Genomic DNA, 18,395 nt, shown 5'->3' with positions numbered 1-18,395 from the left:
CACCAATACTTTTTGGTTGCGTGGTCATCAAAGCCACCTAAATCCGTACCTAGAGGGACAACTCATGTCTAAAGAAAAATTTGAACGTACGAAACCGCACGTAAACGTTGGTACTATCGGCCACGTTGACCACGGTAAAACAACTCTAACTGCTGCTATCTGTACTACACTTGCAAAAGTGTACGGTGGTGTTGCGAAAGACTTCGCATCAATCGATAACGCTCCAGAAGAGCGTGAGCGCGGTATCACAATCGCTACTTCTCACGTAGAGTACGACACTCCAGCACGTCACTACGCACACGTAGACTGTCCAGGACACGCGGATTATGTTAAAAACATGATCACAGGTGCTGCACAGATGGACGGTGGTATCCTAGTTGTTGCTGCAACAGATGGTCCAATGCCACAAACACGTGAGCACATCCTACTAGGCCGTCAGGTTGGTATTCCTTACATCATCGTATTCATGAACAAATGTGACATGGTTGACGATGAAGAGCTACTAGAACTAGTAGAAATGGAAGTTCGTGAACTTCTTTCTGAGTACGACTTCCCAGGTGATGACCTTCCAGTAATCCAAGGTTCTGCACTAGGCGCCCTAAACGGCGAAGAGCAGTGGGAAGCGAAGATTGTAGAACTAGCAGAAGCGCTAGATTCATACATCCCAGAGCCAGAGCGCGCAGTAGACATGCCGTTCCTAATGCCAATCGAAGACGTATTCTCAATCCAAGGTCGTGGTACAGTAGTAACTGGCCGTATCGAGCGCGGTATCCTACGTGTAGGTGACGAAGTAGAAATCGTTGGTATCAAAGAGACAACAGTAACGACGTGTACTGGTGTTGAAATGTTCCGTAAGCTTCTAGACGAAGGTCGTGCAGGTGAGAACGTAGGTGCCCTTCTACGTGGTACTAAGCGTGATGACGTAGAACGTGGTCAAGTACTAGCAGCGAAAGCTTCTATCAACCCACACACTAAGTTTGAGTCAGAAGTCTACGTACTTTCTAAAGACGAAGGCGGCCGTCATACTCCGTTCTTCAAAGGCTACCGTCCACAGTTCTACTTCCGTACAACTGACGTAACTGGTGATATCTCACTACCAGAAGGCGTAGAAATGGTAATGCCAGGTGATAACATCAAGATGACTGTAGAGCTAATCGCACCAATCGCGATGGACGAAGGTCTACGTTTCGCAATCCGCGAAGGTGGCCGTACAGTTGGTGCTGGTGTTGTTGCTAAGATTTTCGCTTAATTCTAACGAATTAGCTAAAGTCTTCGGAAAATCTTGGAATAAGATTTGACGAACCAGTAGCAAAAAGGGCATCATTTGATGCCCTTTTTCTGCACTAAAGAAAATGTCTGTTGATTTCTTATTCAAATAGTCATTTCGCAGGTTTTTTGGTTGAGGTGTTGCGTTTCAACCAATAAAAGAGTACGTCAATTAAGTTTAATTGACGTTTCATGGATTTGCCCTGCAACAGCGGGGTTGTTGTCGTCTATATTAAGACTTAGACAGGTTGGTTTTATGAAAGCAAATAATGCTGAAACTCCTGATAGCTCAAATGGCGCAGACATTTTTAAGTGGATTGTCACTTTTACTCTGCTAGCTGCCGCTGTTGTGGGTAATTACCTGTATGGTGAAATGTCTGTAGTGATTCGCGCTGCAGGTGTTGTTGTACTAATCGCTGGGGCACTGGGTGTCGCGGCTACAACAACTAAAGGTAAAGCTGCGATTGAGTTTGCAAAAGAATCGCGTATGGAAGTACGTAAAGTGGTTTGGCCTACACGCCAAGAAACGATGCAAACGACATTTATCGTTTTAGCTGTAAGTATTGTAATGGCTCTAGTGCTTTGGGGCATTGACGGCATTATGGTTCGTCTTGTTGCATTTGTGACTGGGGTATAGAGGGTTTTAATTCATGAGTGAAGCTCCAAAAAAACGCTGGTATGTGGTTCAAGCCTTCTCTGGATTTGAAGGCCGCGTAGCTCAATCGCTTCGTGAGCATATCAAAATGCATGGCATGGAAGAGCTGTTTGGTGAAGTTCTTGTCCCTACAGAAGAAGTAGTGGAAATGCGTGCAGGTCAGCGTCGTAAGTCTGAGCGCAAGTTCTTCCCAGGCTATGTGCTTGTTCAGATGGTTATGGAAGATGAATCATGGCACTTGGTTCGCAGTGTGCCGCGCGTCATGGGCTTCATTGGTGGTACCTCTGATCGTCCAGCTCCTATTACTGATAAAGAAGCTGATGCGATTCTTAACCGTCTTGAGAAAGCAAGTGAAGCGCCTCGCCCACGTACTATGTACGAAGCGGGTGAAGTGGTTCGTGTTACTGACGGCCCATTTGCTGACTTTAACGGTACCGTTGAAGAAGTCGATTATGCTAAGAGCCGCGTTAAAGTGTCTGTTTCGATCTTTGGTCGAGCGACACCTGTTGAGCTTGAATTTGGTCAGGTTGAAAAACTTGATTAAAAAACCAGCTTTTTAGGCTTGTATAAGGCGCGAATTATGACTATAATTTCGCGCCTTTTTACTTCCTGTGAAGTAAAAAGTTTTTGTTGAAACGGGGAGCTGATCAGTCGATTAGCGTTCGTACCCAAAATTAGGAATAATCATGGCTAAGAAAGTTGAAGCTTATATCAAGCTACAAGTTGCTGCTGGCGCTGCAAACCCAAGTCCACCAGTTGGTCCTGCTCTAGGTCAACACGGTGTTAACATCATGGAATTCTGTAAAGCGTTTAACGCAAAAACAGAATCTATCGAGAAGGGTCTTCCTACTCCAGTAGTTATCACTGTATACAGCGATCGCTCTTTCACGTTCATCACTAAGACTCCACCTGCTGCAGTTCTTCTTAAGAAAGCGGCTGGCGTTAAGTCTGGTTCAGGTCGTCCAAACACTGAAAAAGTGGGTACGGTAACTGACGCTCAAATCCAAGAAATCGCAGAAACTAAAGCTTCTGATATGACTGGTGCTGATATCGAAGCAATGAAGCGTTCAATTGCGGGTACTGCTCGTTCAATGGGCCTAGTGGTAGAGGGTTAATAAGATGGCTAAACTAACTAAGCGCATGCGCGTAATCCGCGACAAAGTTGACGTAACTAAAGAATACGAAATCAACGAAGCTGTAGCTCTTCTTCAAGAACTAGCAACTGCTAAGTTCGTTGAATCTGTAGACGTTGCCGTTAACCTAGGCATCGATGCTCGTAAATCTGACCAGAACGTACGTGGTGCAACTGTACTACCTCACGGTACTGGCCGCGACATCCGCGTTGCAGTGTTCACTCAAGGTGCAAACGCTGAAGCAGCTAAAGAAGCTGGCGCAGACATCGTTGGTATGGAAGATCTAGCTGAGCTAGTGAAAAAAGGCGAAATGAACTTTGACGTAGTTGTTGCTTCTCCAGATGCAATGCGCGTTGTAGGTCAACTAGGTACTATCCTAGGTCCTCGCGGTCTAATGCCAAACCCTAAAGTTGGTACTGTAACTCCTAACGTTGCTGAAGCAGTTAAGAACGCTAAAGCTGGTCAGGTTCGTTACCGTAACGACAAGAACGGCATCATCCACACTACTATTGGTAAAGCAAACTTCTCTGCTGAGCAGATCAAAGAGAACCTAGAAGCACTTCTAGTGGCTCTGAAGAAAGCTAAGCCATCTTCTGCAAAAGGTACATTCCTGCAGAAAGTAAGCATCTCTACTACTATGGGTGCTGGTGTTGCTGTTGATCAGGGTAGCCTGAATACAGTTGCGTAATTAGTTTTACGAAACACTTATTTACTTAGGCGCAAAGTTTATGTATAATTTTGCGCCTAATATTTGTGGTTGGGGCTGAACTTTGGTTCATCGAATTCGTTAAGAATTCACTGTGAATTATGACCCAGTCTCCGTCCAAGACCGTAGGTGTCTGTTTTTTAAATAGGCTTAATCCTCCTACGTAGATGGTGCCCGAACTGACAGAAAGCTCTATGTAAATAGTTACCTTTCTTCTGGGAAGCACCTCAATAGCTCTCACTGTTGTGATAATAGTGAGTGGTGTAACGACAACCAGGAGTAAATCCAAGATGGCTTTAAACCTTCAAGACAAAAAAGCAATTGTTGCTGAAGTCAACGAAGCTGCCAGTGGTGCACTTTCTGCAGTTGTAGCTGATTCTCGTGGCGTTGAAGTGGGCGCGATGACTTCTCTACGTAAACAGGCTCGTGAAGCTGGTGTTTATGTACGAGTGGTTCGTAACACTCTAATGCGTCGTGCAGTTGAAGGTACAGACTACGAGTGTCTAAAAGACACTTTCACTGGTCCTACTTTAATTGCATTCTCTAACGAGCACCCAGGTGCCGCAGCGCGTCTTTTCAAAGACTTCGCTAAAGAGAACAAAGACTTCGAGATCAAAGCTGCTGCATTTGAAGGCGCGCTAACTGACGCTGAAGTACTAGCGACACTACCAACTTACGACGAAGCTATTGCACGCCTAATGATGTGCATGAAAGAAGCTTCTGCAGCCAAGCTGGTACGTACCTTCGCTGCTATCCGCGATCAAAAAGAAGAAGCTGCGGCGTAAGCCTTGCTTTTTTCTGGTTGCTTAATAAACTTATTGTTGATTTAAAAGAGAATTGTTATGTCTATTACTAACGAGCAAATCCTAGACGCAGTTGCAGAAATGTCTGTAATGCAAGTTGTTGAACTAATCGAAGCAATGGAAGAGAAATTCGGTGTTTCTGCTGCAGCTGCTGTTGTAGCTGGCGGCGCTGCTGGTGGCGAAGCTGCTGCTGAGCAAACTGAATTCGACGTTATCCTAGAATCTGCTGGCGGCAACAAAGTTGCTGTAATCAAAGCAGTACGTGGCGCAACTGGCCTAGGTCTTAAAGAAGCTAAAGGTCTTGTAGACTCAGCTCCTGCAGCTGTTAAAGAAGGCGTAGAGAAAGACGAAGCTGAAGCTCTTAAAGCTCAGCTAGAAGAAGCTGGTGCAAGTGTTACTGTTAAGTAATCATTGTATAGTTTCTTAGCCTAACGGCTAATGGCTGGTGGTTTTATAACCACCGGCCTTTTTGCGCTGTAGGGGTCGGGTGATTTTTCCGCTGTTTGAGCACCTAATCTCTAGCAAAAAACATTTCATTAGCTCTTAATGCAATGTCACTACGATCAAACAGATATTCAGTCACTGTCTCATAACGATTGGAGACAGTTTGGGTCACTTATCAGCGAGCTGAGGAACCCCATGGTTTACTCTTATACCGAGAAAAAGCGCATCCGAAAGGATTTTGGTACTCGTCCACAAGTGTTGGACATTCCATACCTGCTATCGATCCAGCTCGATTCGTTCGAGAAATTTATCGAACAGGATCCTGAAGGTCAATATGGTCTTGAAGCTGCTTTCCGTTCTGTGTTTCCAATTCAGAGCTACAACGGCAATTCCGAGCTGCAATACGTTAGCTACCGTCTTGGTGAGCCAGTTTTTGACGTTAAAGAATGTCAAATTCGCGGCGTAACTTATTCAAAACCACTACGCGTAAAACTGCGCCTAGTTATTTTTGATAGAGACGCGCCAGCGGGTACTGTAAAAGACATTAAAGAACAAGAAGTCTACATGGGCGAAATTCCGCTTATGACAGACAATGGTACCTTCGTTATCAACGGTACCGAGAGGGTTATCGTATCCCAGCTGCACAGAAGCCCAGGCGTTTTCTTCGACAGCGATAAGGGTAAAACCCACTCATCAGGTAAAGTTCTTTATAACGCACGTGTTATTCCTTACCGTGGTTCATGGCTTGATTTCGAGTTTGATCCTAAGGATAACCTGTACGTTCGTATTGACCGTCGTCGTAAGCTGCCAGCATCGATCATCCTGCGCGCTCTAGGTAAAACGACAGAAGAGATCCTAGACCTCTTCTTCGAGAAGATTAACTTCGAAGTTAAAGACCAAACCCTAATGATGGAGTTGGTCCCAGATCGTCTACGTGGTGAAACTGCGTCATTCGATATCGAAGCGAACGGTAACGTTTACGTTGAGACTGGTCGTCGTGTAACTGCACGCCATATCCGTCAGCTTGAAAAAGATGGCGTTGATCAAATCGAAGTACCAGTAGAGTACATCGTAGGTAAAGTTGCGTCGAAAGATTACATCAACGAAGCTACAGGCGAAATCATTGTGGGTGCGAACCACGAGATCAGCCTAGAAGCGTTAGCGAATCTGTCTCAAGCGGGTCACAAAGCGCTAGAAGTTCTATTTACGAACGATCTAGACCACGGTCCATTCATGTCAGAAACCGTACGCATCGACAGCACCGTTGATCGTATTTCTGCATTGGTAGAAATCTACCGCATGATGCGCCCTGGTGAGCCGCCAACGAAAGAAGCTGCTGAGTCTCTATTTGATAGCTTGTTCTTCTCTGAAGATCGTTATGATCTATCGACTGTTGGTCGTATGAAGTTCAACAGTTCAATCGAACGTGAAGATGCTCAAGAGCAAGGCACGCTTGATGAAACTGACATCATCGAAGTGATGAAGAAGCTAATCGCTATCCGTAACGGCATCGGTGAAGTGGACGATATCGACCACTTGGGTAACCGTCGTATCCGTAGTGTTGGCGAAATGGCAGAAAACCAATTCCGCGTTGGTCTAGTACGTGTTGAACGTGCTGTTAAAGAGCGCCTAAGCCTTGGTGATCTTGACGCTATCATGCCTCAAGACCTAATCAACGCTAAGCCTATCTCTGCTGCGGTTAAAGAATTCTTTGGCTCTTCACAGCTGTCACAGTTTATGGACCAAAACAACCCATTATCAGAAGTAACGCACAAGCGTCGTATTTCTGCGTTGGGTCCTGGCGGTCTAACTCGTGAACGTGCTGGCTTCGAAGTTCGAGACGTACACGTAACGCACTACGGCCGTCTATGTCCGATCGAAACGCCGGAAGGTCCAAACATCGGTCTGATTAACTCTCTGTCTGCGTTTGCACGTTGTAACGAGTACGGTTTCCTTGAGACGCCATACCGTCGTGTCGTTGATGGCATAGTAACAGACGAAGTAGATTACCTATCTGCTATTCAGGAAGGCCAGTATGTTATCGCTCAGGCGAACACGGTTCTTACTGAAGAAGGCACATTCGCTGAAGAGCTGATCACAGCTCGTCAAAAAGGTGAATCAGGCCTACACCCACGCGAACATGTTGATTACATGGACGTTGCAACTAACCAGGTTGTATCTATCGCTGCATCGCTTATCCCGTTCCTAGAACACGATGATGCGAACCGTGCATTGATGGGTGCCAACATGCAACGTCAGGCCGTTCCAACACTTAGAGCTGATAAGCCGCTTGTTGGTACTGGTATTGAGCGCAACATCGCTGTTGACTCGGGTGTTACTGCTGTCGCCAAACGTGGTGGTATGGTTCAGTCTGTAGATGCGTCTCGTATCGTTATTAAAGTTAACGAAGACGAATTGATTCCTGGTGAAGCCGGCATCGATATCTACAACCTAACTAAATACACACGTTCTAACCAAAACACGTGTATCAACCAGCGTCCATGTGTGATGCCAGATGAACCAGTCGCACGTGGTGACGTTCTTGCTGATGGTCCTTCAACAGACCTTGGTGAGCTAGCGCTTGGTCAGAACATGCGTATCGCATTTATGCCTTGGAACGGTTACAACTTCGAAGACTCGATCTTAGTTTCTGAGCGTGTTGTTCAAGAAGACCGTTTCACCACGATCCACATTCAAGAGCTTTCTTGTGTGGCGCGTGATACTAAGCTTGGTGCTGAAGAAATCACAGCTGACATTCCAAACGTAGGTGAATCTGCTCTGTCTAAACTAGACGAGTCAGGTATCGTTTACATCGGTGCGGAAGTGAAAGGCGGTGACATCCTTGTAGGTAAAGTAACGCCTAAAGGTGAAACTCAGCTAACACCAGAAGAGAAGCTACTGCGTGCTATCTTCGGTGAGAAAGCGTCAGACGTTAAAGACACGTCTCTACGCGTACCAAACTCAGTTTCAGGTACGATCATCGACGTTCAAGTATTTACTCGTGACGGTGTTGAAAAAGACAAGCGTGCACTTGAAATCGAACAGATGCAGCTGAAAGAAGCGAAGAAAGACCTAACTGAAGAATTCCAGATTCTTGAGGGTGGCCTTCTGAACCGTGTTAAAGCGGTACTTCTTGATGGTGGTTACACTGAAGCTAAGCTAGATGCTATCGATCGTAAGAAGTGGCTAGAGCTAACGCTTGAAGACGATGCTCAACAAACTCAGCTAGAACAACTAGCCGAGCAATATGACGAGCTACGTTCAGACTTCGATAAGAAGTTTGAAACTAAGCGTCGTAAGATCACTCAAGGTGATGATCTTGCCCCTGGCGTACTGAAGATTGTGAAAGTTTACCTCGCGGTTAAACGTCGCATTCAGCCTGGTGATAAGATGGCTGGTCGTCACGGTAACAAGGGTGTTATCTCTAAGATTAACCCTGTTGAAGACATGCCTTACGATGAGAAAGGTCAGCCTGTTGATATCGTGCTAAACCCACTGGGTGTACCGTCACGTATGAACATCGGTCAGATCCTAGAAGTACACTTAGGTCTAGCAGCGAAAGGCATCGGTGACAAGATTAACCAGATGGTTAAAGAGCAGCAAGAACTGGCTAAGTTCCGTGACTTCTTACAGAAAGTTTACGACCTTGGTGATACGCGTCAGAAAGTTGATATTGCATCACTGACTGATGGCGAAGTTCGCACGCTAATCGGCAACCTACGTGGTGGTCTACCGATCGCGACGCCAGTATTCGATGGTGCAAACGAGACATTAATCAAAGAGCTTCTAAAACTAGGTGACCTACCAACATCTGGTCAGCTAACGCTATTTGATGGTCGTACAGGCGATGAGTTTGAGCGTCCGGTAACCGTTGGTTACATGTACATGCTGAAACTAAACCACCTTGTTGATGACAAGATGCACGCTCGTTCAACTGGTTCGTACAGCCTAGTAACTCAGCAACCACTTGGTGGTAAAGCTCAGTTCGGTGGTCAGCGTTTCGGTGAGATGGAAGTATGGGCACTAGAAGCATACGGTGCTGCTTACACGCTTCAAGAAATGCTAACCGTTAAGTCGGATGATGTTAACGGCCGTACTAAGATGTACAAAAACATCGTAGACGGTAACCACAGCATGGAACCTGGTATGCCAGAATCGTTCAACGTATTGTTGAAAGAGATTCGCTCGCTAGGCATCAACATCGAGCTAGAAGACGAAGAGTAATCCTTTCTCTTTAGAGAATGCGATTATTTGGTAGAAGGTGCTCACTTTTGCGGGTGAGCTCCTTTTAACTCCTTACAGGAGCTGATTGTGAAAGACTTATTAAACTTTCTAAAAGCGCAGCATAAGACCGAAGAATTTGATGCAATCAAAATCGGTCTATCTTCACCAGACATGATCCGTTCATGGTCTTTTGGTGAAGTTAAGAAACCAGAAACAATCAACTATCGTACGTTCAAGCCTGAGCGTGATGGTCTGTTCTGTGCGCGTATCTTTGGTCCAGTAAAAGACTACGAATGTCTTTGTGGCAAGTACAAGCGTCTAAAACACCGTGGCGTTATCTGTGAGAAGTGTGGCGTTGAAGTTACACAAACTAAAGTTCGTCGTGACCGTATGGGCCACATTGAGCTTGCTTCGCCAGTTGCTCACATCTGGTTCCTAAAGTCGCTACCGTCTCGTATCGGTCTACTGATGGATATCCCGCTACGTGATATCGAACGTGTTCTTTACTTCGAAATGTACGTAGTAACAGAACCAGGTATGACGGATCTAGAAAAATCGCAGATGCTGACTGAAGAAGAGTATCTCGATCGTCTAGAAGAGTGGGGTGATGAATTCACGGCTAAGATGGGCGCGGAAGCGATCAAAGACCTTTTAGGGTCTATGGATCTGCCTGCTGAAATCGAAGAGATGCGTGAAGAGCTTCAGTCTACTAACTCAGAGACTAAGCGTAAGAAGGTCACTAAGCGTCTGAAGCTAGTTGAAGCGTTCGTTCAATCGGGTAACAAGCCTGAGTGGATGATCCTAACTGTGCTTCCGGTACTTCCGCCAGATCTACGTCCTCTAGTACCTCTAGATGGCGGTCGCTTTGCGACGTCTGATCTGAACGATTTATACCGTCGTGTGATCAACCGTAACAACCGTTTGAAGCGTCTATTAGAGCTAGCGGCTCCGGACATCATCGTACGTAACGAAAAACGTATGCTGCAAGAGTCTGTTGATGCGCTTCTAGATAATGGTCGTCGCGGTCGTGCGATCACAGGTTCGAACAAGCGTCCTCTGAAATCTCTTGCTGATATGATCAAGGGTAAACAAGGTCGTTTCCGTCAGAACCTTCTTGGTAAACGTGTAGACTACTCTGGCCGTTCTGTAATCACAGTAGGTCCATACCTTCGTCTGCACCAGTGTGGTCTTCCTAAGAAGATGGCACTTGAGCTATTCAAACCATTCATCTATAGCAAACTAGAGACTCGTGGCCTAGCGACGACAATCAAAGCTGCTAAGAAAATGGTTGAGCGTGAAGAAGCGATTGTTTGGGATATCCTAGACGAAGTTATCCGTGAACACCCAGTACTATTGAACCGTGCACCGACACTTCACCGTCTCGGTATCCAAGCGTTCGAACCAGTACTAATCGAAGGTAAAGCGATTCAGCTACACCCACTAGTGTGTGCGGCGTACAACGCGGACTTCGATGGTGACCAAATGGCGGTTCACGTGCCTCTAACTCTAGAAGCACAGCTTGAAGCACGTACTCTGATGATGTCGACGAACAACATTCTGTCGCCAGCATCGGGCGATCCGATCATCGTACCTTCTCAGGACGTTGTATTGGGTCTTTACTACATGACTCGTGACAAGATCAACGTAAAAGGCGAAGGTATGTACCTTGCTAGCTCAGCTGAAGCTGAGAAGGCATACCGCACTAAGAGCGCTGAGCTACATGCTCGTGTTAAGGTTCGTATTACTGAGACTGTTGTCGACGAAGATGGTAATAGCACCACAGAGACTAAATTAGTTGATACAACGGTTGGTCGTGCAATGCTATGGCAAATCGTGCCAAAAGGCCTTCCGTACAGCATCGTTAACCAAAAGTTAGGTAAGAAACAGATCTCTAACCTACTTAACGAAGCGTATCGTAAGCTTGGTCTTAAAGACACGGTTATCTTTGCTGACCAAATCATGTACACAGGTTTTGCTTACGCGGCACTTTCTGGTGTGTCTGTTGGTATCGACGATATGGTTGTTCCAGCGGCTAAGTACACTGAGATCGAAGAAGCAGAAGCAGAAGTTCGCGAAATTCAAGAACAGTACCAATCTGGTCTTGTAACGGCGGGTGAGCGCTACAACAAAGTGATCGATATTTGGGCATCGACCAACGATCGCGTAGCGAAAGCGATGATGGAAAACCTTTCATCTGAAACGGTCGTTAACCGTGACGGTGAAGAAGAGCAACAAGAGTCATTCAACAGCATCTACATGATGGCTGACTCGGGCGCTCGTGGTTCTGCAGCTCAGATTCGTCAGCTTGCCGGTATGCGTGGTCTGATGGCGCGTCCAGATGGTTCAATCATCGAAACGCCAATCACTGCGAACTTTAAAGAAGGTCTAAACGTACTTCAGTACTTTATCTCAACGCACGGTGCTCGTAAGGGTCTTGCGGATACCGCACTGAAAACAGCAAACTCGGGTTACCTAACTCGTCGTCTAGTAGACGTTGCTCAAGACGTTGTAGTACACGAACATGACTGTGGCACGCATGAAGGTGTTGACATGATGCCTCATATCGAAGGTGGTGATGTTAAAGTTGCCCTTTCTGAGCTGGCACTAGGTCGTGTTGTTGCAGAAGATGTTCTTAAGCCAGGTACTGATGAAGTTCTTATTCCACGTAACACCCTGATCGATGAGAAGTGGTGTCAGATCATGGAAGAGAACTCAGTGGACAGCATGCGTGTTCGCTCAGTGGTTACTTGTGATGCAGACTTTGGTTGTTGTGCACAGTGTTACGGTCGTGACCTAGCACGTGGTCACCTAGTGAACCAAGGTGAAGCAGTCGGCGTTATCGCTGCTCAATCTATCGGTGAACCAGGTACACAGCTTACCATGCGTACGTTCCACATCGGTGGTGCAGCATCGACTGCAGCCGCAGAGAACAGCATCCAAGCTAAGACAACTGGTACGGTTAAGCTACACAACGCTAAGTTTGTAATCAACAAAGATAAGAAGCTTGTCATCACCTCTCGTGCCTCTGAACTTACCATCATTGATGAGTTTGGTCGTACCAAAGAGAAGCACAAACTTCCTTACGGTTCGTTACTAAGCAAAGGCGACAACGACGCAGTTGAAGCTGGCGATACAGTGGCAAACTGGGAAGCGCACACCATGCCAATCATCACTGAAGTGGCAGGTCGCATCCAGTTCGTAGACATGATTGATGGTGTAACGGTTTCTCGCCAAACAGATGACCTAACGGGTCTATCTTCAAGTGAAGTGAGTGAGCCAGCCGCTCGCCCAGCAGCAGGTAAAGATATGCGTCCAGCTATCAAACTTGTTGATGCGCAAGGTAAAGATGTAATGATCCCTGGCACTGATATGCCAGCTCACTACTTCCTACCTGGTAAAGCGATCGTGAACATGGAAGACGGTGCAGAAGTAGGTGTCGGTGATACCCTTGCTCGTATTCCTCAGAAATCTGGTGGTAACCGAGACATCACGGGTGGTCTACCACGCGTAGCGGATCTATTCGAAGCACGTAAGCCGAAAGAGCCTGCGATTCTTGCTGAGCACACAGGTACTGTGAGCTTTGGTAAAGAGACCAAAGGTAAACGTCGTCTAATTATCACTCGTGAGGGTGGTGATGCGTACGAAGAGATGATTCCTAAGCACCGTCAGCTTAACGTCTTTGAAGGCGAGAAAGTTGAACGTGGTGATGTAATCGCAGATGGTCCTGAGTCTCCTCATGACATTCTACGTTTACGTGGTATTCACGCTGTGACGCAATACATCGCGAACGAAGTTCAAGAAGTATACCGTCTACAAGGTGTTAAGATTAACGATAAGCACATTGAAACTATCGTTCGTCAAATGCTACGTAAGTGTACGATTACGTTCGCTGGTGACTCTGATTTCCTAGCGGGTGAGCAAGTAGAATTTGCTAACGTTAAGATTGCTAACCGTGCACTTGAAGCTGAAGGCAAAGAGCCTGCACGCTTCGAACGTGAGCTTCTAGGTATCACTAAAGCGTCGCTAGCTACAGAATCGTTCATCTCTGCGGCATCGTTCCAAGAGACAACTCGCGTACTAACAGAAGCTGCGGTTTCTGGTAAGCGTGATGAGCTACGTGGTCTGAAAGAAAACGTAATTGTAGGACGTCTAATTCCTGCAGGTACTGGTTTCGCTTACCACCAAGAGCGTCAAGCTAAACGTGTAGAAGTGCAAGAAGGTCCGTCTGCTGAACAAGCGACAGACAACCTTGCAGCGCTACTAAACGCTGGTTTCTCTTCGGATGAATAAATCTTCAGACGAGTAATCGCTCTGTAAGACATGATAAAAGGCACCTTCGGGTGCCTTTTTGTTTTTGGAGAAAGGGAAAGTCTTTTCTTGAGGATGACGATTATAGTCATTGTTGGAAAGTGTCATTCCATAGAGCGACGAAGGATCGAATAGGGAATCTGTATTAGCTGGTGAATGACCGCTCTAAAAACGCAAAAGGGTTGACGAACATACGTCAACCCTCAGGAATTATCTCGCTTCTCGCTTCTCGCTTCTCGCTTCTCGCTACGCGCCAGGTGGAACGGCTAAACTGTCGGCGATTAATTGAATCAAATGATCTTCGACTTCAAAGCGTGCTTCAATGGTTTCACCGATCAAAGACAAATCACTATCAAACGCTTCGAGGTCGTCATCTTCATCGATGGCTGCGTATTTATCGGTGAAATCCAGTAGTGGTTCGGTCGTTGCAACGATTTGGCTGTAAGTGCTATTGATTTCGTCGGTGGCTTCGAAGCCTGTGGCGCTCCATTTTCCCATGACCATATCGTAAATCTTGAAATGGCCTTCGGAAATGTAATCGACAACATGTTGGCAGAAATTTTGTAGCTCAGCAGGAGTAGGAAGAGATGAAAGTGCTTGTTTCGATGAGCAAGGTTTCAGTGCTGCAAGCTTGCAGTACTCAATGATCAGTGACTGTCTGGTGTCAAGCCAGTGGTCGATGACTTCGTTTGAGCCACCCCATTGTTCTTGTGTTTTTTTGAATTTATTTAGCATGACCATATCCTCATGATCGGATCACGGCTCCGGTGATCGTAACGCTTTGAATCACAAAGCACCTACAGAGATATAACCTCTTGTCCTTACAAAAATTTATAGTCGCAAATATACGTAACTACAAACTCTGGTATCAATTTAGATTGCCAGTAAAATAGAACAACTGCAAGCGAAGAGGTGAGCTCATGTTAAAGAAAGGTGACATAAACCGTACGAAGGCGGCTTATTGGTGTGTGGTATCAGGAAGTGACATTTGGCTCAGTCAAGATACGCTTCCTTTCGGCTCCGCCGAGGCGTTAGGCTTACCTTATCAGCAAGCGGTTGAAGTGGGGCGCTACCAAAATTTTCCAGTATTGTGGCTCAATGAGTGTGATGTTGAAAAACCGCTAGAGTTAGTGTCTCTACGCGAATGTTTAGACTTTCCTCAATCGTTATTTCTACTGATGAGCAAAGCGGTGCAATATGGTCATATGAGCCAAACCATGCGCTTTTGCCCTCAGTGCGGTGGACGTAACCATCTTAATCACAATCAATTGGCCATGCAGTGTAGTGATTGCCGGACCTTACATTATCCACGCATCTTCCCGTGCATTATTGTTGCGGTCAGAAAGCAGCAGCAGATCTTATTGGCTCAACATCCACGTCATCGTAATGGCATGTACACGGTGATCGCCGGTTTTGTTGAAGTGGGAGAGACGTTAGAGCAGTGTGTCGCACGAGAAGTGAAAGAAGAGACCGGTATTGATGTGACCAATATTCGCTACTTTGCTAGTCAACCTTGGGCGTTCCCATCGAGCATGATGGTTGGCTTTGTTGCTGACTATCATTCAGGTACACTCAAGCCTGACTATAGCGAATTAAGTGATGCATGTTGGTTCGATGTCGATCAGATGCCACTCGTGGCGCCGCCGGGCACCATTGCACGCGAGTTGATTGAGCACACCGTAGGTGAAATTAATCGATCTCTCTGAAAAAAAGCCAAAAAAAACCCTCCAAGAAGGAGGGGGTAAGTAAGATGTCGTTATGAGATGCCAAGCACTGAGTGCTCGGTTTATTATTGTAGTTTTCGCTAGCAAACAAATATTTAACACTGATACAGAGTGGGTGCAAATTAAGCACTAATTTAAAAGTTAATAACTTGATCTAGGTTGCAAAGCACGCCGCTTTTGCGAGCTAAACAGTGTTAGAATAGCCGCCACAAAAAGTAAGCCTAATAATTGGAAAAACGGAATGACTGAATTAAAAAATGATCGCTACCTGCGCGCGTTACTAAAACAGCCAGTTGATTGCACTCCGGTATGGATGATGCGCCAAGCAGGTCGCTATCTGCCAGAATACAAAGCCACACGTGCACAAGCAGGCGATTTCATGTCGTTATGCAAAAATGCCGAGCTTGCATCAGAAGTAACCCTTCAGCCGTTGCGCCGTTTTCCTCTTGATGCTGCGATTTTATTTTCTGATATCCTGACCATTCCTGATGCAATGGGGCTTGAGCTCCGTTTTGCGGCTGGTGAAGGTCCGGTGTTCGATAAACCAATCACCTGTAAAGCGGATGTCGAAAAAATTGGCATTCCTGATCCTGAAGGTGAATTGAAGTACGTGATGAACGCGGTACGCCAGATCCGTAAAGATCTCAATGGCGATGTTCCTCTGATTGGTTTCTCTGGCAGCCCATGGACATTAGCCACTTATATGGTCGAAGGAAGCAGCTCAAAAGCCTTCACCAAGATTAAGAAAATGATGTACGCCGAACCACAAACGCTGCACCTGCTGCTCGATAAGCTTGCTGATAGTGTGATTGACTACCTCAACGCACAAATTAAAGCCGGCGCTCAGTCTGTGATGGTATTTGATACTTGGGGTGGTGTATTGACTCCGCGTGATTACAACCTGTTCTCATTGCAATACATGCACAAGATTGTCGATGGTCTTATTCGTGAAAATGATGGTCGCCGTGTTCCGGTTACGCTATTTACTAAGAACGGCGGTATGTGGCTTGAACAGATCGCAGCAACCGGTTGTGATGCAGTTGGCCTTGACTGGACAATTAATATCGCGGATGCCAAAGCACGTATCGGCGATAAGGTGGCACTGCAAGGTAACATGGACCCGTCGATGCTGTATGCGTCACCAGAACGCATTCGTGAAGAAGTTGCAACCATCCTTGACGGTTTTGGCGATCAAGGTACTGGTCATGTCTTCAACTTAGGCCACGGTATTCACTTAGATGTGCCGCCAGAAAATGCGGGTGTGTTCGTTGAAGCTGTGCATGAGTTATCTAAGCCATACCACAAATAATTGAGTAATCTATGAAAAGCGCCTGATATGACCAGGCGCTTTTTTATTATCAGTTATACTAACTGCTGTACGCTGTAATAATTATTAGGGAATCCGGATCATTCATGAAAACTCGTGACAAGATAGTGCTAGCCGCACTGGAACTTTTTAATGAACACGGTGAGCGCAATATCACCACCAATCATATTGCAGCGCATATCGATATCAGTCCGGGTAATCTGTATTATCACTTTCGCAATAAGCAAGAGATAGTGCGTGAAATCTTTACGCTTTATTCCAATGAGTTACTGGAACGTTTTACGCCTATTCAAGGTCAACAAGAGAGTCTAGTGCTACTCAAGCACTACCTAGATTCAATTTTTACCCTGATGTGGAAATACCGTTTTTTCTACGCTAATTTGCCGGAAATTTTGCAGCGTGATGAGCAGCTACACGAAGAGTACATTCAAGTACAAGATAAGCTGCAAGGTAACCTAGTCAATATTATGCGTGCGTTTGTTGAGCTCGAATTAGTGACCGTTGATAACGACGACCTTAAATCACTAGTGAAAACACTGCATATGATTGCAACAAGTTGGCTTGGCTATCAGTCTGCAATGTCACCCAAAACCCAGATTACCGAGCAGGTGATCCATCAGGGTATGTTACAAATGATTTCTGTGGTCAAACCACGAGCAACAGTACAGGGCCTTGAACAGTTGCAACTGCTTGAAGATGGCGTTAAAGCTATGCATGCTTAAGCCATTGGCTAGCATTGAATCTTAGCTAAGATATAACCAATTCACATTGTTCCCCGTTTGCTAACCGATTAAAGTATCGAGAGATATTTTAATCGGTTTATTTTATGCACTACGATGTTTTTAATGGTGATGCAGATGGCATCATCGCGCTGCTTCAATTGCGTTTGGCTCAGCCAAAAGTCTCAACGTTGGTGACTGGGGTTAAGCGAGATATTCAACTGCTTGAGAAGCTCGCTGTTGCTGCTGGAGACACGGTGACGGTATTAGATATCTCGATGGAGAGCAACAAAGCGGCGCTAGAAAAGCTCCTCGCAGCTAGCGCGCATGTGTTTTATGCCGATCATCATAAAGCTGGCGAGATTCCCTCTCATCCCAATTTAGACGCGCATATCGACTTAGATGCCAATACGTGCACCGCTTTGATTGTCGATACGTTACTAGAGGGGCGTTTCCATACTTGGGCGATTACGGCCGCTTATGGCGACAACTTGATCGCGAAAGCCGATGATTTGGCGGCAAAAGCGGGTTTGAACTCAGAGCAGAAAGCTCAGTTAAAAGAGTTAGGAACCTTGATCAACTACAATGGTTATGGATCCGAACTTAAAGACCTACATTTTGATCCTGCCATCTTGTTTAAACAGCTTTTGGCTTATGATGATCCTTTTGCTGTTATCGCTGATCAACATTCGCCATTTGCAGCGCTGCAGTCCGCTTATCAGCAAGATATGGCGAAAGCGCTTGCTGTCGCACCACGATATCAAAGCGAGTTGTTAGCAGTGTTTGAGCTGCCTAATGAAGCTTCCTCACGTCGTATTAGCGGTGTTTATGGCAACTTGCTGACGAACCAGGCCCCTCATGCTGCACATGCGGTACTTACCGAAAATTCAGATGGGACTTATACCGTTTCGCTGCGAGCGCCTTTAAATAATAAGCACGGAGCTGGTGATATCTGCTCACAGTTTTCATCGGGAGGCGGTCGCGCGGCAGCAGCGGGTATCAATGCGTTGGCGAAAGAGCAAGTCTCGGCCTTTATCGATGCGGTAGAAGGTTATTACCGCTAGCTAGGCTGGCATCAGCATGCTG

14 protein-coding genes are annotated in these 18,395 nt (G+C 46.1%); 13 read left to right on the top strand and 1 reads right to left on the bottom strand.

What is annotated here, in order from left to right:
• Positions 1-64: 64 nt before the first annotated feature.
• From tuf to rpoC, 9 genes are all read left to right on the top strand, one after another.
• Entirely contained in the window at positions 65-1,249 is a 1,185-nt protein-coding gene (gene tuf, locus ViNHUV68_RS13130) for an elongation factor Tu (RefSeq protein WP_391088452.1), read from the top strand.
• 273 nt (positions 1,250-1,522) lie between these two features.
• Entirely contained in the window at positions 1,523-1,903 is a 381-nt protein-coding gene (secE, locus tag ViNHUV68_RS13125) for a preprotein translocase subunit SecE (protein ID WP_038176019.1), read from the top strand.
• A 13-nt stretch (positions 1,904-1,916) separates the two neighbouring features.
• Positions 1,917-2,465: a transcription termination/antitermination protein NusG gene (nusG, locus tag ViNHUV68_RS13120; RefSeq protein ID WP_038176020.1), complete on the top strand. Its 549-nt coding sequence runs from the start codon at positions 1,917-1,919 to the stop codon at positions 2,463-2,465.
• A 142-nt stretch (positions 2,466-2,607) separates the two neighbouring features.
• The gene (rplK, locus tag ViNHUV68_RS13115; protein ID WP_038176022.1) at positions 2,608-3,036 is read left to right on the top strand and encodes a 50S ribosomal protein L11; all 429 of its coding nucleotides are present in this window, start codon (positions 2,608-2,610) and stop codon (positions 3,034-3,036) included.
• Positions 3,037-3,040: 4 nt separating this feature from the next.
• Complete coding sequence (gene rplA / locus ViNHUV68_RS13110) at positions 3,041-3,742, top strand: 50S ribosomal protein L1 (RefSeq protein ID WP_038176023.1); 702 nt, start codon at positions 3,041-3,043, stop codon at positions 3,740-3,742.
• A gap of 308 nt (positions 3,743-4,050) precedes the next feature.
• Entirely contained in the window at positions 4,051-4,545 is a 495-nt protein-coding gene (gene rplJ / locus ViNHUV68_RS13105) for a 50S ribosomal protein L10 (RefSeq protein WP_038176024.1), read from the top strand.
• A 57-nt stretch (positions 4,546-4,602) separates the two neighbouring features.
• Entirely contained in the window at positions 4,603-4,971 is a 369-nt protein-coding gene (gene rplL, locus ViNHUV68_RS13100) for a 50S ribosomal protein L7/L12 (protein WP_038176026.1), read from the top strand.
• A gap of 231 nt (positions 4,972-5,202) precedes the next feature.
• On the top strand, positions 5,203-9,231 hold the full coding sequence (rpoB, locus tag ViNHUV68_RS13095; protein WP_038176028.1) for a DNA-directed RNA polymerase subunit beta: 4,029 nt from the start codon (positions 5,203-5,205) through the stop codon (positions 9,229-9,231).
• Positions 9,232-9,318: 87 nt separating this feature from the next.
• Complete coding sequence (rpoC, locus tag ViNHUV68_RS13090; protein ID WP_038176033.1) at positions 9,319-13,521, top strand: DNA-directed RNA polymerase subunit beta'; 4,203 nt, start codon at positions 9,319-9,321, stop codon at positions 13,519-13,521.
• Between the two features lie 264 nt (positions 13,522-13,785).
• Here the strand turns inward: rpoC and rsd are convergent, their stop codons facing one another.
• On the bottom strand, positions 13,786-14,280 hold the full coding sequence (gene rsd, locus ViNHUV68_RS13085; protein ID WP_157631180.1) for a sigma D regulator: 495 nt from the start codon (positions 14,278-14,280) through the stop codon (positions 13,786-13,788).
• Between the two features lie 179 nt (positions 14,281-14,459).
• Between rsd and nudC the strand changes: the two genes are divergently transcribed.
• From nudC to ViNHUV68_RS13065, 4 genes are all read left to right on the top strand, one after another.
• Positions 14,460-15,245, top strand: a complete 786-nt coding sequence (nudC, locus tag ViNHUV68_RS13080) for an NAD(+) diphosphatase (RefSeq protein ID WP_391088483.1) — start codon at positions 14,460-14,462, stop codon at positions 15,243-15,245.
• Between the two features lie 259 nt (positions 15,246-15,504).
• Positions 15,505-16,572 carry a uroporphyrinogen decarboxylase gene (gene hemE / locus ViNHUV68_RS13075; protein WP_391088481.1) on the top strand — a complete coding sequence of 356 codons (1,068 nt, stop codon included), beginning with the start codon at positions 15,505-15,507 and terminating at the stop codon, positions 16,570-16,572.
• 104 nt (positions 16,573-16,676) lie between these two features.
• Positions 16,677-17,312 (top strand): TetR/AcrR family transcriptional regulator, encoded by a 636-nt coding sequence (locus tag ViNHUV68_RS13070; RefSeq protein WP_391088479.1) that lies wholly within the window; start codon positions 16,677-16,679, stop codon positions 17,310-17,312.
• Between the two features lie 104 nt (positions 17,313-17,416).
• A complete protein-coding gene (locus tag ViNHUV68_RS13065; protein ID WP_391088477.1) occupies positions 17,417-18,373 on the top strand; it encodes a DHH family phosphoesterase in 957 nt (318 codons plus the stop codon).
• Positions 18,374-18,395 lie beyond the last annotated feature (22 nt).

It is taken from the genome of Vibrio sp. NH-UV-68 (genome assembly GCF_042940635.1).
GTDB lineage: Bacteria > Pseudomonadota > Gammaproteobacteria > Enterobacterales > Vibrionaceae > Vibrio > Vibrio pacinii.
The sequence above is the reverse complement of the archived record's forward strand: the minus strand, read 5'-3'. Positions and strand labels throughout refer to the sequence as shown.

What these genes read in the sequence shown, in the direction of transcription:
- tuf (WP_391088452.1), top strand. Translation starts at nt 65, where the DNA reads ATGTCTAAAGAAAAATTTGAACGTACGAAACCGCACGTAAACGTTGGT.
- secE (WP_038176019.1), top strand. Translation starts at nt 1,523, where the DNA reads ATGAAAGCAAATAATGCTGAAACTCCTGATAGCTCAAATGGCGCAGAC.
- nusG (WP_038176020.1), top strand. Translation starts at nt 1,917, where the DNA reads ATGAGTGAAGCTCCAAAAAAACGCTGGTATGTGGTTCAAGCCTTCTCT.
- rplK (WP_038176022.1), top strand. Translation starts at nt 2,608, where the DNA reads ATGGCTAAGAAAGTTGAAGCTTATATCAAGCTACAAGTTGCTGCTGGC.
- rplA (WP_038176023.1), top strand. Translation starts at nt 3,041, where the DNA reads ATGGCTAAACTAACTAAGCGCATGCGCGTAATCCGCGACAAAGTTGAC.
- rplJ (WP_038176024.1), top strand. Translation starts at nt 4,051, where the DNA reads ATGGCTTTAAACCTTCAAGACAAAAAAGCAATTGTTGCTGAAGTCAAC.
- rplL (WP_038176026.1), top strand. Translation starts at nt 4,603, where the DNA reads ATGTCTATTACTAACGAGCAAATCCTAGACGCAGTTGCAGAAATGTCT.
- rpoB (WP_038176028.1), top strand. Translation starts at nt 5,203, where the DNA reads ATGGTTTACTCTTATACCGAGAAAAAGCGCATCCGAAAGGATTTTGGT.
- rsd (WP_157631180.1), bottom strand. Translation starts at nt 14,280, where the DNA reads ATGGTCATGCTAAATAAATTCAAAAAAACACAAGAACAATGGGGTGGC.
- nudC (WP_391088483.1), top strand. Translation starts at nt 14,460, where the DNA reads ATGTTAAAGAAAGGTGACATAAACCGTACGAAGGCGGCTTATTGGTGT.
- hemE (WP_391088481.1), top strand. Translation starts at nt 15,505, where the DNA reads ATGACTGAATTAAAAAATGATCGCTACCTGCGCGCGTTACTAAAACAG.
- ViNHUV68_RS13070 (WP_391088479.1), top strand. Translation starts at nt 16,677, where the DNA reads ATGAAAACTCGTGACAAGATAGTGCTAGCCGCACTGGAACTTTTTAAT.
- ViNHUV68_RS13065 (WP_391088477.1), top strand. Translation starts at nt 17,417, where the DNA reads ATGCACTACGATGTTTTTAATGGTGATGCAGATGGCATCATCGCGCTG.